The following is a 14,069-nucleotide window of genomic DNA, read 5'->3' on the forward strand; positions in this document are numbered from 1 at the left end:
TCACTTCACATCACCAGCACTTCGGTCTCGTGGGCCGGGCGGTCGATGGTCTCCTCGAACTCGGTGATCGAGTTGATCTCGGCGCCCATGGCGATGTTGGTGACGCGCTCCAGGATCACCTCGACCACCACGGGCACCTGGAACTCCGCCGCCATGGCCTCGGCGCGGGCGAAGGCGGGGGCGAGCTCGTCGGGGTCGGTGACGCGGATCGCCTTGCAGCCGAGACCCTCCGCCACCTTCACATGGTCCACGCCATAGACGCCGATCTCCGGCGCGTTGATGTTCTCGAAGGAGAGCTGGACCTGGAAATCCATCTGGAAGGCGCGCTGCGCCTGCCGGATCAGGCCGAGGTAGGAGTTGTTCACCAGCACATGCACGTAGGGCAGCTTGAACTGCGCGCCCACGGCCAGCTCCTCGATCAGGAACTGGAAGTCGTAGTCGCCGGACAGCGCCACGATCTTGCGGTCGGGATCGGCGACCCGCACGCCGAGTGCCGCCGGCAGCGTCCAGCCCAGCGGCCCGGCCTGCCCGCAGTTGATCCAGTGCCGCGGCTTGTAGACGTTGAGGAACTGGGCACCGGCGATCTGCGACAGTCCGATGGTGGTGACGTAGCAGACATCCTTGCCGAAGGCGGTCTTCATCTCCTGATAGACGCGCTGCGGCTTGATGGGGGTGTTGTCGAAGTCCGAGCGGCGCAGCATGCCGTGCTTGCGCGCCTGGCAGAGCTTCAGCCAGTCGCGGCGGTCGCGCAGCGTCCCGGCGGCCTTCATCTCCTCCGCCACATCGACGAACAGGTCGAGTGCGGCGCCGGCGTCCGACACGATGCCGAAATCGGGCATGAAGACGCGGCCGATCTGGGTGGGCTCGATGTCCACATGCACGAACTTGCGGCCCTTGGTGTAGACGTCCACCGAGCCGGTGTGCCGGTTGGCCCAGCGGTTGCCGATGCCGAGCACGAAATCCGAGGCCAGCAGCGTGGCGTTGCCGTAGCGGTGGGAGGTCTGCAGCCCCACCATGCCGGCCATCAGCGGGTGGTCGTCGGGGATGGCGCCCCAGCCCATCAGGGTGGGCACGACGGGGATGCCGACCGTTTCCGCGAACTCCACCAGCCGGTCGCTGGCGTCGGCGTTGATGATGCCGCCACCGGCCACGATCAGCGGCCGCTCCGCCGCGTTCAGCATCGCCATGGCCTTCTCCACCTGCTGGCGGGTGGCGCGCGGCTTGTAGACGGGGAGCGGCTGGTAGCTGTCGATGTCGAACTCGATCTCGGTGGTCTGCACGTCCACCGGCAGGTCGATCAGCACCGGCCCCGGCCGGCCGGAGCGCATGAGGTGGAAGGCCTGCTGGAAGGCGTAGGGGACCTGGGCCGGCTCCAGCACCGTCACCGCCCATTTGGTCACGGGCTTGGCGATGTCGGTGATGTTGATGGCCTGGAAATCCTCCTTGTGGAGGCGGGCTCGCGGCGCCTGACCGGTGATGCACAGGATGGGGATGCTGTCGGCGATGGCCGAATAGAGGCCGGTGATCATGTCCGTCCCCGCCGGGCCGGAGGTGCCGACGCACACGCCGATGTTGCCGGCCTTGGCGCGGGTGTAGCCCTCCGCCATGTGGGAGGCGCCCTCCACATGCCGCGCCAGGATGTGGCCGATCCGGCCATTGCGCATCAGCCCGGCGTAGAACGGGTTGATCGCCGCCCCCGGAACCCCGAAGCAGACGCTCACCCCCTCCTTCTCGAGGATATGGACCGCCGCTTCGACCGCCATCATTCTTGCCATGATCCGGCTCCTTCCCTGTCTTGCCGCGGCTTCGAAATACCGTGGTCGGCGTTGCAGGATATCGTTAAATCGGGAGTGTTTCCGGCGTCCCCGTCTTCGCGATTTCTTTCCACCTTGCGGAAAGATACGGGCGATTTCTTCGGGTATGGGGAACGCGGGCGACCGATTGCAGCGATGGGTGCCCTGCAACGGCAAGGATGCCGGCGGGTTTTTCCACGATGCGGGAGCTGGCCTCAAGATTGACGGACCACCCGAGCCGGCGCATCTTCATGGTGACGATGCACGAGGTGCCACCATGCCATCGACCGGCCGTAGCCACGGCACGAAGGGCCGCCGACGGATTGAGGCAGGCGTGGAGCCGGGCCCGATGGGACCGGGCCGACGGACCGCCCTTACCGGACGGTATACGGGCGGGACCGGCAATGCGGCCATCTCCGCAACATTGTCGGCGGCTCAGGAGCAGGGACTGCTCACGGGCGACAAGTCCGCCCACCTGTCGGCACGCATCACGCCCGCACTGCTGGACGCGGCGAAGCGCGAAACCGGCATCCAATCGACGGCCCAACTGATCGAATATGCGCTTGCCAGCGTTGCCACGCCCGATCCAACGGCCCGGCTCATGACCAGCCGTTTCGGCGTGCTCGGCCGCGACCACGACCTTGACCTCTGATTTCGCACAGGCCCTGCGCCGACTGAAACCGGAGCGGCGGCGCGAGCGGCTGCGGTACCGCCCGCCATCCGACCTGAGGACCGTGCCTCCGCGACCATGGTCCGGGCGCATCGCGCTTGTGCCGGACACGAACGTCTACATCAACGCCGCCGCCGGCCGGTTACCCGCCGAGATCCGGGACTTTGTGGACCGGTGCCTGCTGTTCCACTGCTCGGTTTGCCTGGCGGAACTGGCCGTCGGCATCGCCAGCCGGTCCCCGGACTCACCCGACTGGCACCGGGTGCGCGATCATTACCGGGATCTCATCGACAGCATTCCCGGTCACCGAATCCTGACGCCGACCAACCTCACCTGGAACGAAGCCGGGGTGATCGCCGGAACCCTTGCCCGGACCCAGGGGTTGCAACCGCAGCAGCGGAAGGATCTGATGAACGACGCTCTCATCCATCTCATGGCCGCCCGTGCCGGCCTGCCGGTTCTGACCTCGAACCGTGGCGACTTCGACCTGATCCAGCAGATGGCGGCCTGCGGAGAGTTCTTCCTCTATGATACCCTGGAGCCCGGAGCCTGACCGGCCACGGTTCCACGACCCGAGCATCCACCAGCCAAACGCCCCAGCCCATGTTCCGCAAGTTCGTCTACCTCCTCGCCCTTGCCCGGGAGCAGCATTTCGGCCGGGCGGCGGAGGCGTGCCATGTGTCGCAGCCCACCCTGTCCAACGCCATCCGGCAGTTGGAGGAGGATCTGCAGGTGCCCATCGTGGAGCGCGGGCAGAAGTTCGGCGGCTTCACGCCGGAGGGGCTGAAGGTGCTGGAATACGCCCGCCGCATCCTGGCCGAGCGCGACGGGCTGCGCCAGGAGCTGGCGGCGCTGGCGGAGGGGGTGTCGGGGCATCTGCGCATCGGCGCCATCCCGACGGCACTTCCCGCCGTCACCCCGCTGCTGGCGCGCTTCGGCGAGCGGTTCCCGCAGATCCGCGCCAGCGTCAGCTCGCACAGCTCGCGCGACATCCAGCGGGAGCTGGACGAGTTCTCGCTGGACGCCGCGGTCACCTATCTCGACAACGAGCCGCTGAACAACGTCCGCATGGTGCCGCTCTATTCGGAGCGCTACTACCTGCTGGCCCCGCGCGCGATGCTGGCCGGGATCGTGCCGGAAGGGGCGGAGCGGGTGCCCTGGGGGGCGGCGTCGGCGTTGCGGCTCTGCCTGCTGACGCCGGACATGCAGAACCGCCGCATCGCCGACAGCGCCTTCCGCATGGCCGGGCGGACGGTCGAGCCGGTGATCGAGACCAATTCCATCATCACGCTGTACACGGCGGCGCGCTATGGCACCTGCGCCAGCGTGGTGCCGGGGCTGTTGCTGACGGTGGTGTCGCCGCACCCCGACCTGCTGCTGCTGCCGCTGACCGAGCCCGACCTGACCTACGTCGTCGGCGTCGCCTACGCCGACCGCGAGCCGCCCGCCCCGCTGTCCAAGGCGCTCGCCACCGTGGCCGGGGAGGAGGCGGTGACCGGTCGCATCGCCGCCGCGGTCGCCGGGGCGCTGGCGGCCTGGACACGGCCCGGAACACCGCCTTAATAGCCAAAAGCTATCACGGCATGGGAAATTGAAATTTGCGGCGGCCGTTGTGATCCGCCAAGCTGACTGTGGAGCGTCGCAACAGATGGCGGCCCGCGGTGGCGGGTCGCGGAGGAGGAGACCGTGAACGGCCGAGCGGAATGGAACGCCCAGCGCGCGCAGGCGATCATCGACGGAAACCGGCATCTGCGCGGTGCGCTGCTGCCCATCCTGCACGCCCTTCAGGAGGAGTTCGGCTGCATCGACGAGGCGGCGGTGCCCATGCTGGCCCGCTCCATGAACCTGTCGCGGGCCGACGTGCATGGCGTGATCTCCTTCTATCACGACTTCCGGCGCGAGCGGCCGGGCCGCCACACCATCAAGGTGTGCCGGGCGGAAGCCTGCCAGGCGTCCGGCTGCGACAGCCTGATCGGGCACATCGAGCGCAGTCTGGGTGTTGAGATGCATGGGACCACCGACGACGGCGCCTTCACGCTGGAGCCGGTCTTCTGCCTCGGCAACTGCGCGCTCGGCCCCGCCGCCATGATCGACGGCGACCTGCACGGCCGCGTCACGCCGGCGCGCTTCGACGCGCTGGTGGCCGAAACCCTGGCTTCGGAGAACCCGCAATGACCGTCACCATCTATGTGCCGCGCGACGCCGCCGCGCTGTCCGTGGGGGCCGACGCCGTGGCCCGCGCCATCCGGGCCGAGGCGGAGCGCCGCGGCGAGGCCGTCAGCATCGTGCGCAACGGCTCCCGCGGGATGCTGTGGTTGGAGCCGCTGGTGGAGGTGGCGACGGCCGACCGCGGCCGGGTCGCCTATGGCCCGGTGACGCCGGAGGATGTGCCCGGCCTGTTCGACGGCGGGCTGCTGTGCGGGGCCGAGCACCCGCTGTGCCACGGCCCGACGGAGGAGATCCCCTACCTCGCCAAGCAGGAGCGGCTGACCTTCGCCCGCTGCGGCGTCATCGACCCGTTGTCGGTGGCCGACTACCGCGCGCATGGCGGTTTCCGCGGGCTGGACAACGCGCTGACCATGACGCCGGAGCAGATCGTCGCGACGGTCACCGAGTCCGGCCTGCGCGGCCGCGGCGGCGCCGGCTTCCCCACCGGCATCAAGTGGAAGACGGTCGCCGACGCCAAGGCCGACGAGAAGTTCGTCTGCTGCAACGCCGACGAGGGCGACAGCGGGACCTTCGCCGACCGCATGATCATCGAGGGCGATCCCTTCTGCCTGATCGAGGGCATGACCATCGCCGGCATCGCGGTGGGCGCCACCCACGGCTTCGTTTACATGCGCAGCGAATACCCGCACGCGACCGAGACCCTGCGAGAGGCGATCCGGCTGGCCTACGAGCAGGAGTGGCTGGGCGACAACATCCACGGCAGCGCCCACACCTTCCATCTGGAGGTCCGCGTCGGGGCCGGCGCCTACATCTGCGGCGAGGAGACCTCCATGCTGGAAAGCCTGGAGGGCAAGCGCGGCATCGTCCGCGCCAAGCCGCCGCTGCCGGCGCTGGAGGGTCTGTTCGGCAAGCCGACCGTGGTCAACAACGTGCTGTCGCTGACCTCGATCCCGGTGATCCTGGACAAGGGCGCCCGTTATTACCGCGACTTCGGCGTCGGGCGGTCGCGCGGCACCCTGCCCTTCCAGCTCGCCGGCAACATCCGCCACGGCGGCATCGTGGAGAAGGCCTTCGGCATCACCCTGCACGAACTGCTCTATGATTTCGGCGGCGGCACCCTGACCGGGCGGCCGATCCGCGCGGTGCAGGTGGGCGGGCCGCTCGGCGCCTATCTGCCGCCGGCGCAGTTCAACACGCCCAAATGCTACGAGGAGTTCGCCAAGCTGGAGGCGATGGTCGGGCATGGCGGCGTGGTGGTGTTCGACGACACGGTCGACATGGCCCGCCAAGCCCGCTTCGCCATGGAGTTCTGCGCGGTGGAGTCCTGCGGCAAATGCACCCCCTGCCGGATCGGCTCGACCCGCGGGGTGGAGGTGATCGACCGCATCATCGCCGGCCAGAACGTCCACAAGAACCTGGCTCTGCTGTCCGACCTCTGCGAGGTCATGGTGGACGGCTCGCTGTGCGCCATGGGCGGCATGACCCCCTACCCCGTGCGCAGCGCCATGAAGCATTTCCCCGAGGATTTCCTGCGCGCCGCCGGCCCCAGCGCCATCGCGGCCGAGTGACCGTAGCGGGAGGAGAAGAGACATGACCCTGATCGTCGAGACCGACTACGGCACCCCGGCGCGCGTTTCCGACACGCTGGTGACGCTGGAAATCGACGGCACCGCCGTTTCCGTGCCGGCCGGCACCTCCGTGATGCGCGCGGCGATGGACGCCGGCATCACCGTGCCCAAGCTGTGCGCCACCGACAGCCTGGAGCCCTTCGGTTCCTGCCGGCTGTGCATGGTGGAGATCGAGGGCCGCCGCGGCACCCCCGCCTCCTGCACCACGCCGGTGGCGCCGGGCATGAAGGTGTGGACCCAGACCGACCGCCTGGCGAAGCTGCGCCGCGGGGTGATGGAGCTCTACATCTCCGACCACCCGCTGGACTGCCTGACCTGCTCGGCCAACGGCGACTGCGAATTGCAGGACATGGCGGGTGCGGTGGGCCTGCGCGAGGTGCGCTACGGCTTCGACGGCGAGAACCACATCAAGGCGCCGAAGGACGAGAGCAACCCCTACTTCACCTTCGACGCCAGCAAATGCATCGTCTGCTCGCGCTGCGTACGCGCCTGCCAGGAGACGCAGGGCACCTTCGCCCTGACCATCAGCGGCCGCGGCTTCGACAGCAAGGTGTCGCCGGGTGCGCTCGAGAGCTTCATGGACAGCGAGTGCGTGTCCTGCGGCGCCTGTGTCCAGGCCTGCCCGACCGCGACGCTGATGGAGAAGTCGGTCATCGAGATCGGCCAGCCCGAGCACAGCGTGGTCACCACCTGCGCCTATTGCGGCGTGGGCTGCTCCTTCAAGGCGGAGATGCGCGGCACCACGGTGGTGCGCATGGTCCCCTACGCCGACGGCGGCGCCAACGAGGGGCATTCCTGCGTCAAAGGCCGCTTCGCCTGGGGCTACGCCACCCACAAGGACCGCGTCACCACCCCGATGGTGCGCGACAAGATCACCGACCCCTGGCGGGCGGTGTCGTGGGAGGAGGCGATCGGCTACGCCGCCAAGCGCCTGAAGGAGGTGCAGGCCAAATACGGCCGCGGCTCCATCGGCGGCATCACGTCCTCGCGCTGCACGAACGAGGAGGTGTATGTCGTCCAGAAGATGATCCGCGCCGCCTTCGGCAACAACAACGTGGACACCTGCGCCCGTGTCTGCCACTCCCCCACCGGCTACGGCCTGAAGCAGACCTTCGGCACCTCGGCCGGCACGCAGGACTTCAAGAGCGTCGAGAAGTCCGACGTCATCCTGCTGATCGGCGCCAACCCCACCGACGGGCACCCGGTCTTCGGCTCGCGCATGAAGAAGCGGCTGCGCAAGGGGGCGAAGCTGATCGTCGTCGATCCACGGCGCATCGACCTCGTCCGCAGCCCGCACGTCGAGGCGCAATACCACCTGCCGCTCCAACCCGGCACCAACGTGGCCGTGCTGAACGCGATGGCCCATGTGGTGGCAACCGAGGGGCTGATCGACCGCGCCTTCGTCGAAGCCTATTGCGACCCGGTCGAGTTCGGCCGCTGGGAGGCCTTCATCCGCGAGCCGCGCCACGCGCCGGAGGCGGTCGAGGCGGCCACCGGCGTGCCGGCGGCCGAGGTCCGCGCCGCCGCCCGGCTGTTCGCCACCGGCGGCAACGCGGCGATCTATTACGGGCTGGGGGTGACCGAGCACAGCCAGGGCTCCACCACCGTGATGGCGATGGCCAACCTCGCCATGGCCACCGGCAACATCGGCCGCGAGGGCGTGGGCGTGAACCCGCTGCGCGGGCAGAACAACGTGCAGGGCTCCTGCGACATGGGCAGCTTCCCGCACGAGTTCACCGGCTACCGCCACGTGTCGGACGACACGGTGCGGCAGATGTTCGAGACGGTGTGGAACGCGCCGCTCGATCCGGAACCGGGCCTGCGCATCCCCAACATGTTCGACGCCGCCATCGCCGGCAGCTTCATGGGCCTGTTCGTGCAGGGCGAGGACATCGCCCAGTCCGACCCCAACACCAACCACGTCACCGCGGCGCTGTCCGCGATGGAGATCGTCATCGTCCAGGACCTGTTCCTGAACGAGACGGCGGCCTTCGCCCATGTCTTCCTGCCCGGCACCAGCTTCCTGGAGAAGGACGGCACCTTCACCAACGCCGAGCGGCGCATCAACCGGGTGCGTTCGGTGATGCCGTCCAAGACCGGCAAGCAGGAATGGCAGGTGGTGGCGGAGCTGGCGTCGGCGCTCGGCTACCCCATGCACTACGGCAGCGCGTCGGAGATCATGGACGAGATCGCCCGCGTCACCCCGACCTTCCGCGGCGTCAGCTTCGCCAAGATCGACGAGATGGGCAGCGTGCAGTGGCCCTGCAACGAGGCCGCCCCCGACGGCACGCCGATCATGCACATCGGCGGCTTCGTGCGCGGCCAGGGTCGTTTCATGGTCACCGAGTTCATCGCGACGGAGGAGCGGACCTCCCGCTACTACCCGCTGATCCTGACCACGGGGCGCATCCTCAGCCACTACAACGTCGGCGCCCAGACCCGCCGCACCGCCAACGTCGCGTGGCACCCGGAGGACATCCTGGAGATCCACCCGCACGACGCCGAGCAGCGCGGCATCAAGGACGGGGACTTCATCTCGCTGGCCAGCCGCATCGGCGCCACCACGCTGCGCGCGATGGTGTCGGAGCGGATGCAGCCGGGCGTCGTCTACACCACCTTCCACCACCCGGTGACCGGGGCCAACGTGGTGACCACCGACAATTCGGACTGGGCCACCAACTGCCCCGAATACAAGGTGACGGCGGTGCAGGTGACGCGCAGCAACCTGCCGTCGGACTGGCAGCGGGAGTATGACCGGCTCCAGACCGAGCACAAGCGCATCGCCCAGGTCGAGGCGGCGGAGTAAGGGGAGGGACCGATGCACGCCGCCACCCGCCGCCACCGCAGCGACCCGCCGATGCCCGCCACCTCCGTCCCGGCGGTGGGCAGCCGTTCCCCCTCGGGCGGCGACGACGACGTGCTGTGGATGGTGGCGGAGGAGGTGCCGGTCGCCTTCGAGTACAACGGCCGCGCCCACGCGGTGATGATGGCCACCCCCGCCGATCTGGAGGACTTCGCGCTCGGCTTCAGCCTGTGCGAGGAGATCGTGGAACGGCCGGAGCACATCGAGGGCGTGACCGTGCGGGCGGTGGACGGCGGTGTCGTGCTCGACATCCGGGTGGACCCGATGCGGCTGCTGCGCGGCTCGCTGCGCCAGCGGTCGATGGAAGGGCGCAGCGGCTGCGGCCTGTGCGGGGTGGAAAGCCTCGCCAACGCCGTGCGCACGCCCCGTCGCGTCGCACCGGGCTTCGAGGCGTCGGCGGAGGCGGTGGCGGCGGCCTTCGCCGCCCTGCCCGACCACCAGCCCATCGGCCGCGCCAACCGCTCCGTCCACGCCGCGGCCTGGTGCGACCCGGCTGGAAACATCCTGCTGGCGCGCGAGGATGTCGGCCGGCACAACGCGCTCGACAAGCTGGCGGGCGCGCTGGCCGCGGCCGGCACCGACACGGCCGGCGGCTTCGCCCTGATGAGCAGCCGGTGCAGCTTCGAGCTGGTGCAGAAGGCCGCCGCCATCGGCATCCCGATGCTGGCGACCATCTCCGCCCCCACCGCGCTGGCCTTGACCCTCGCCCGCGACGCCGGAATGATGCTGGCGTGCCGCGCGCCGGGCGGGGCCGTGTTCTTCCGGTGACGTGTTCTTCCGGTAAATCGACCCAACGGAGAGAGACCCATGAAGTCCGACGCCATCGTGCGCATGGCGAACCAGATCGCCTCCTTCTTCGCCGCCTACCCGCGCGAGCAGGCGGTGACCGAGACGGCGGCCCACATCCGCAGCTTCTGGGACCCGCGCATGCGCGCCCAGCTCCAGGCCCATCTGGAAGCCGGCGGCGACGGGCTCGACCCCATCGTGCGCGAGGCGGCGGAGATGCTGCGGCCGGCGCCCGTCAGCCCGTAAAGAACCCCACCAGCGCCTCCACCGTCTCCTGCGGCGATTCCTCCGGCAGGAAATGGCCGCCGGGCAGCGCCGCGGCGGTGAGGTTGGGGGCGTAGGCGCGCCAGATGGCGGCCACGTCGTCGTAGCTGCGGCCGACCACACTCGCCTGCCCCCACAGGGCCAGCAACGGGCAGGCGAGTTTGCGGCCGGCGGCGCGGTCCTCGCGGTCGTGCACGAGGTCGATGGTCGCGGCGGCGCGGTAGTCCTCGCACATGCAATGCACCGCGGCGGGATCGCGGAAGGCGCGCAGGTACTCGGCGAGTGCGGCGTCGTCGAACACCCCGGCGTTGGCCCCGCCCGAGCCGATGGAGCCCAGCGCCCGGCGCAGGTAGAAGGCCGCGTCCAGCCCGATCAGATGCTCCGGCAGGCCACCGGGCTGGATCAGGAAGAACCAGTGGTAGTAGGCGGTCGCCATCGCCTGATCGAGCCGCTCGAACACCTCCACCGTCGGCACGATGTCGATCACCGCGGCGCGCAGCACGCGGTCGGAGTGGTCGAGCGCCATCCGGTGGGTAACGCGCGCGCCGCGGTCGTGTCCGGCCACGAAGAAGCGCTCGTGGCCTAGCGCCCGCATCACCTCCACCTGGTCCTGCGCCATGGCGCGCTTGGAATGGTTGGCGTGCTGGGGATCGCCGGGCAGCCGCTCCGACCGGCCGTAGCCGCGCAGGTCCGTCGCCACCACCGTGAAGCGCCGGGCCAGCTCCGGGGCGACCCGGTGCCACATGGCGTGGCATTGCGGAAAGCCGTGCAGAAGCAGCAACGGCGGGCCGTTGCCGCCGACACAGGCGTGGATCTCCGCCCCGCTGGTGACGATCCGGCGCTCCACGAATCCGCTCAGCATATGACCTGACTCCCCATCCCTCTTTCGGACAATGACCATTGCGTCGCTTCCGCTTGGGAAACCGACGCGGCCCCTCATGCGTTCCTTGATCGCTTCACCGCAACGGTCGAGAGGGTCCGATCATGAACATCCTGCAGAAACTCGTCATCCTCGGTTTTCTGGGGGCGCTGCTGACCGCGTGCAACACCGTCGAAGGCGTGGGCGAGGACGTCCAGGCCGGCGGCCGCGCCGTGGAGCGCAGCGCGGACAGCGTCCAGAAGAAGATGTGACGGAGCCCCTTGCCGCTTGAAGGGGGTGCTTGCCTCCCACCCCCTTCACGGCATCGGGTGACGCGCACGGCGCCCCGGCCCCGCAGCGGCACGACGCGCGGGAGGACCGGCCGGTCGAGCCCCGGGCCTCAGCCCGGCAGAGTGTGCGCGCTGGAACGCTCCAACGCGCGGGAGGCGACCAACGCCTTCAGGCCGCGCGGTATACGGCTGTGGTCACCCCAGCGCACCGCCAACCCCGCCGCCACGCATTCCGCCGCGATCTCGCGGCCGTTCTCGTAGCGATGCTGGTCCAACAGCGGCCAGCCATCGAGCCTGCGGTAGTCGAAGGGCCGCCCGGCCAGATAGTCGCGGAATCCCTCGAAGAATTTCGGGTGCAGCAGCACCGGCCGCGCCCGGCTCCAGGACCGCGCGCCGACGATCCGGTTGTTGGTCGCCCCGGCCATCGCCCGCCCGGTCATTGCAGGGTTCCACCACCGACGAGAGGCGTGTCGCGCACCGCGTCGCGCAGACGGTCCAGCATGCCCGACATGGCCAGCGGGCCGTGCAGCCGGGTCAGCCGGTCCACCGCCTCGATCATCATCGCCATCGCGATGACGGGTTCGGACAGGTCGCGGTCGCTGCCTTCGCGCCACAGGTCGCGCACCATGGCGAGGGCGGGGGCCAGATCGTCCGGCGGTTGGCAATCGGTGTCGGTCATGGTCGGGCCCGAAGGGTTGTCGCGCTTGTGGTTACGTTATAACGTAACTATCAACCGACGCTCCAGAGGGAAAGAGACCATGCCCGCCATTCCCGTCACGGTGCTGACCGGCTATCTCGGCGCCGGCAAGACCACCCTGCTGAACCGCATCCTGTCGGAGCCGCACGGCAAGCGCTTCGCCGTCATCGTCAACGAGTTCGGGGAGATCGGGATCGACAACGACCTCGTCGTCGGCGCGGACGAGGAGGTGTTCGAGATGAACAACGGCTGCATCTGCTGCACCGTGCGCGGCGACCTGATCCGCATCATCGGCGGCCTGCTGAAGCGCAAGGGCGGCTTCGACGGCATCATCATCGAAACCACCGGGCTGGCCGATCCCGCCCCGGTCGCCCAGACCTTCTTCGTCGACCCCGAGGTGGCCGAGCGCACCCGGCTCGACGCCATCGTCACCGTGGTGGACGCCCGCCACATCGCCCAGCGCCTCGCCGACAGCCACGAGGCGGAGGAGCAGGTGGCCTTCGCCGACGTGATCCTGCTGAACAAGACCGACCTCGCGGACGCCGAGGCTCTGGAAGCGGTGGAGCGCCGGCTGCGTTCCATGAACCCCTTCGCCCGCATCCTGCGCACTGAACGCTGCGCCGTGGGGCTGGACGATGTGCTGGGCATCGGCGCCTTCGATCTCGACCGCGTGCTGGCGGCAGAACCCGGCTTCCTGTCGGAGGACGACCACGAGCACGACCAGAGCGTGACCAGCGTGTCGCTGGCGGGGACCCGGCCGCTCGACCCCGCCGCCTTCGACCTGTGGTTCCGCACGCTGATCCAGCTGAAGGGCGTGGATCTGCTGCGCTACAAGGGCATCCTGGCCTTCGCGGGCAGCGACCGGCGCACCGTGGTGCAGGGCGTGCACATGTTGAGCGACAGCGCCAATCTGGGGCTGTGGCAGGGTGGCGCCGAACGGGTCAGCCGCTTCGTGCTGATCGGCCGCAAGCTCGACGCCGACGCGCTCAGCGCCGGCTTCGCCGAGTGCGCCGCGCGATGAGCCGTTCCCCGGAACGCCGGTGGGAGACCGGAGCCCCTGTGGTGGCGATCGCCGTCAACCGCGACGGCAGCCACGCCGCCGCCGCACTCGGCGACGGCACGCTGTGGATGATCGATCTGGCGGAGGCCGGGGCCGAGCCGGCGGTCGTGCCGGTCCATGACGGCGCCTGCTTGGCGCTCGCCCGCGACATCGACGGCGGCGGTTTCCTGACCGGCGGCGATGACGGCCGGCTGCGGCGCATCGCGCCGGGCACGGGGCCGGTGACGCTGGCGACCGCGCCGGGCCGCTGGATCGAACACATCGACAGCCACCCCCGCGCCCGGCTGCGCGCCTACAACGCCGGCAAGCGGGTGCACCGGATCGGTGTCGACGGGCAGCCCGACGGGCCGGTGCTGGAGCATCCCAGCACCGTCGGCGGGCTGGCCTTCGCGCCCGGCGGCCAGCGGCTGGCGGTCGCCCATTACGGTGGCGTCAGCCTGTGGTGGCTGAAGGGCGCGGCGGAGCCGGTGCGGCTGGACTGGAAGGGGTCGCATCTGGGCATGCTCTGGCACCCCGAGGGCACCCATCTGATCACCCTGTTGCAGGAATCCGGGCTGCACGGCTGGCGGCTGAAGGACCGGGCCGAGATGAGCATGGGCGGCTACCCGACCAAGGTGCGCTCCGTCGGCTGGACCACCGGCGCGCGTTTCCTGGCGACGGGGGGTGCCGACTGCGCGGTGTGCTGGCCCTTCACCGGAGGCGGCCCCTGGGACAAGCGCCCCCTGGAGCTGGCCGCGGGGGCCGCCGATCTGATCACGGTGGTGGCCCCGCACCCGACCTCGCCCTTCGTGGCCGCCGGCTGCGGCGACGGGCTGGTGCTGCTGGCCGCCCTCGACGGCTCGCCACCGGCCGGTGTGGCGCCCGCCAGCGGGTCCGCGGTCACCGCCATGGTGTGGAGCGGCGACGGCCGGCACCTGCTCTACGGCACGGAGGCCGGGCGCCTGTGCCACATAGCGCTGCCGGAACGGGCAGGGAAAAGGCCGGGCTGAG

Annotated in this window: 15 protein-coding genes; 11 read left to right on the plus strand and 4 right to left on the minus strand. The window is 69.7% G+C overall.

Going from position 1 to position 14,069, the window contains the following annotated elements; translation table 11 throughout:
• Positions 1 to 5 precede the first annotated feature (5 nt).
• Positions 6 to 1,775, minus strand: coding sequence for a glyoxylate carboligase (gcl, locus tag HL658_RS19525; RefSeq protein WP_180284044.1), 1,770 nt, complete (start codon positions 1,773 to 1,775; stop codon positions 6 to 8).
• 295 nt (positions 1,776 to 2,070) lie between these two features.
• On the opposite strand from gcl, the gene HL658_RS19530 reads away from it, so the two are divergent.
• The 8 genes from HL658_RS19530 to HL658_RS19565 all read left to right on the plus strand — a co-directional run bounded on the left by HL658_RS19530 (position 2,071) and on the right by HL658_RS19565 (position 10,155).
• Positions 2,071 to 2,445 carry a hypothetical protein gene (locus HL658_RS19530; protein WP_180284043.1) on the plus strand — a complete coding sequence of 125 codons (375 nt, stop codon included), beginning with the start codon at positions 2,071 to 2,073 and terminating at the stop codon, positions 2,443 to 2,445.
• Entirely contained in the window at positions 2,435 to 3,016 is a 582-nt protein-coding gene (locus HL658_RS19535; protein ID WP_180284042.1) for a type II toxin-antitoxin system VapC family toxin, read from the plus strand. The genes HL658_RS19530 and HL658_RS19535 overlap by 11 nt, the downstream gene beginning before the upstream one ends.
• 50 nt (positions 3,017 to 3,066) lie before the next feature.
• Positions 3,067 to 4,026 (plus strand): LysR family transcriptional regulator, encoded by a 960-nt coding sequence (locus tag HL658_RS19540; protein WP_180284041.1) that lies wholly within the window; start codon positions 3,067 to 3,069, stop codon positions 4,024 to 4,026.
• A gap of 123 nt (positions 4,027 to 4,149) precedes the next feature.
• Positions 4,150 to 4,638 carry a formate dehydrogenase subunit gamma gene (locus HL658_RS19545; RefSeq protein ID WP_180284040.1) on the plus strand — a complete coding sequence of 163 codons (489 nt, stop codon included), beginning with the start codon at positions 4,150 to 4,152 and terminating at the stop codon, positions 4,636 to 4,638.
• Positions 4,635 to 6,200: a formate dehydrogenase beta subunit gene (locus HL658_RS19550; protein ID WP_180284039.1), complete on the plus strand. Its 1,566-nt coding sequence runs from the start codon at positions 4,635 to 4,637 to the stop codon at positions 6,198 to 6,200. Before HL658_RS19545 ends, HL658_RS19550 begins: the two co-directional genes overlap by 4 nt.
• A 22-nt stretch (positions 6,201 to 6,222) precedes the next feature.
• Positions 6,223 to 9,066, plus strand: a complete 2,844-nt coding sequence (fdhF, locus tag HL658_RS19555) for a formate dehydrogenase subunit alpha (protein ID WP_180284038.1) — start codon at positions 6,223 to 6,225, stop codon at positions 9,064 to 9,066.
• A gap of 12 nt (positions 9,067 to 9,078) precedes the next feature.
• Positions 9,079 to 9,891 carry a formate dehydrogenase accessory sulfurtransferase FdhD gene (gene fdhD, locus HL658_RS19560; protein WP_246337720.1) on the plus strand — a complete coding sequence of 271 codons (813 nt, stop codon included), beginning with the start codon at positions 9,079 to 9,081 and terminating at the stop codon, positions 9,889 to 9,891.
• A gap of 39 nt (positions 9,892 to 9,930) precedes the next feature.
• The gene (locus tag HL658_RS19565) at positions 9,931 to 10,155 is read left to right on the plus strand and encodes a formate dehydrogenase subunit delta (RefSeq protein ID WP_180284037.1); all 225 of its coding nucleotides are present in this window, start codon (positions 9,931 to 9,933) and stop codon (positions 10,153 to 10,155) included.
• Here the strand turns inward: HL658_RS19565 and HL658_RS19570 are convergent.
• Entirely contained in the window at positions 10,145 to 11,035 is an 891-nt protein-coding gene (locus HL658_RS19570) for an alpha/beta fold hydrolase (protein ID WP_180284036.1), read from the minus strand. The genes HL658_RS19565 and HL658_RS19570 overlap by 11 nt on opposite strands.
• Before the next feature lie 122 nt (positions 11,036 to 11,157).
• On the opposite strand from HL658_RS19570, the gene HL658_RS19575 reads away from it, so the two are divergent.
• Positions 11,158 to 11,304, plus strand: coding sequence for an entericidin A/B family lipoprotein (locus HL658_RS19575; RefSeq protein WP_180284035.1), 147 nt, complete (start codon positions 11,158 to 11,160; stop codon positions 11,302 to 11,304).
• Between the two features lie 128 nt (positions 11,305 to 11,432).
• Here HL658_RS19575 and HL658_RS19580 read toward each other — a convergent pair whose 3' ends face one another.
• Entirely contained in the window at positions 11,433 to 11,762 is a 330-nt protein-coding gene (locus HL658_RS19580; RefSeq protein WP_246337721.1) for a hypothetical protein, read from the minus strand.
• On the minus strand, positions 11,759 to 12,001 hold the full coding sequence (locus HL658_RS19585; RefSeq protein WP_180284034.1) for a hypothetical protein: 243 nt from the start codon (positions 11,999 to 12,001) through the stop codon (positions 11,759 to 11,761). Before HL658_RS19585 ends, HL658_RS19580 begins: the two co-directional genes overlap by 4 nt.
• Positions 12,002 to 12,080: 79 nt before the next feature.
• On the opposite strand from HL658_RS19585, the gene HL658_RS19590 reads away from it, so the two are divergent.
• Positions 12,081 to 13,040 carry a CobW family GTP-binding protein gene (locus HL658_RS19590; RefSeq protein ID WP_180284033.1) on the plus strand — a complete coding sequence of 320 codons (960 nt, stop codon included), beginning with the start codon at positions 12,081 to 12,083 and terminating at the stop codon, positions 13,038 to 13,040.
• A gap of 41 nt (positions 13,041 to 13,081) precedes the next feature.
• Positions 13,082 to 14,068, plus strand: coding sequence for a WD40 repeat domain-containing protein (locus HL658_RS19595; RefSeq protein WP_180284032.1), 987 nt, complete (start codon positions 13,082 to 13,084; stop codon positions 14,066 to 14,068).
• Position 14,069: the final 1 nt, after the last annotated feature.

It is taken from the genome of Azospirillum oleiclasticum, from assembly GCF_013423485.1.
Lineage (GTDB): Bacteria > Pseudomonadota > Alphaproteobacteria > Azospirillales > Azospirillaceae > Azospirillum > Azospirillum oleiclasticum.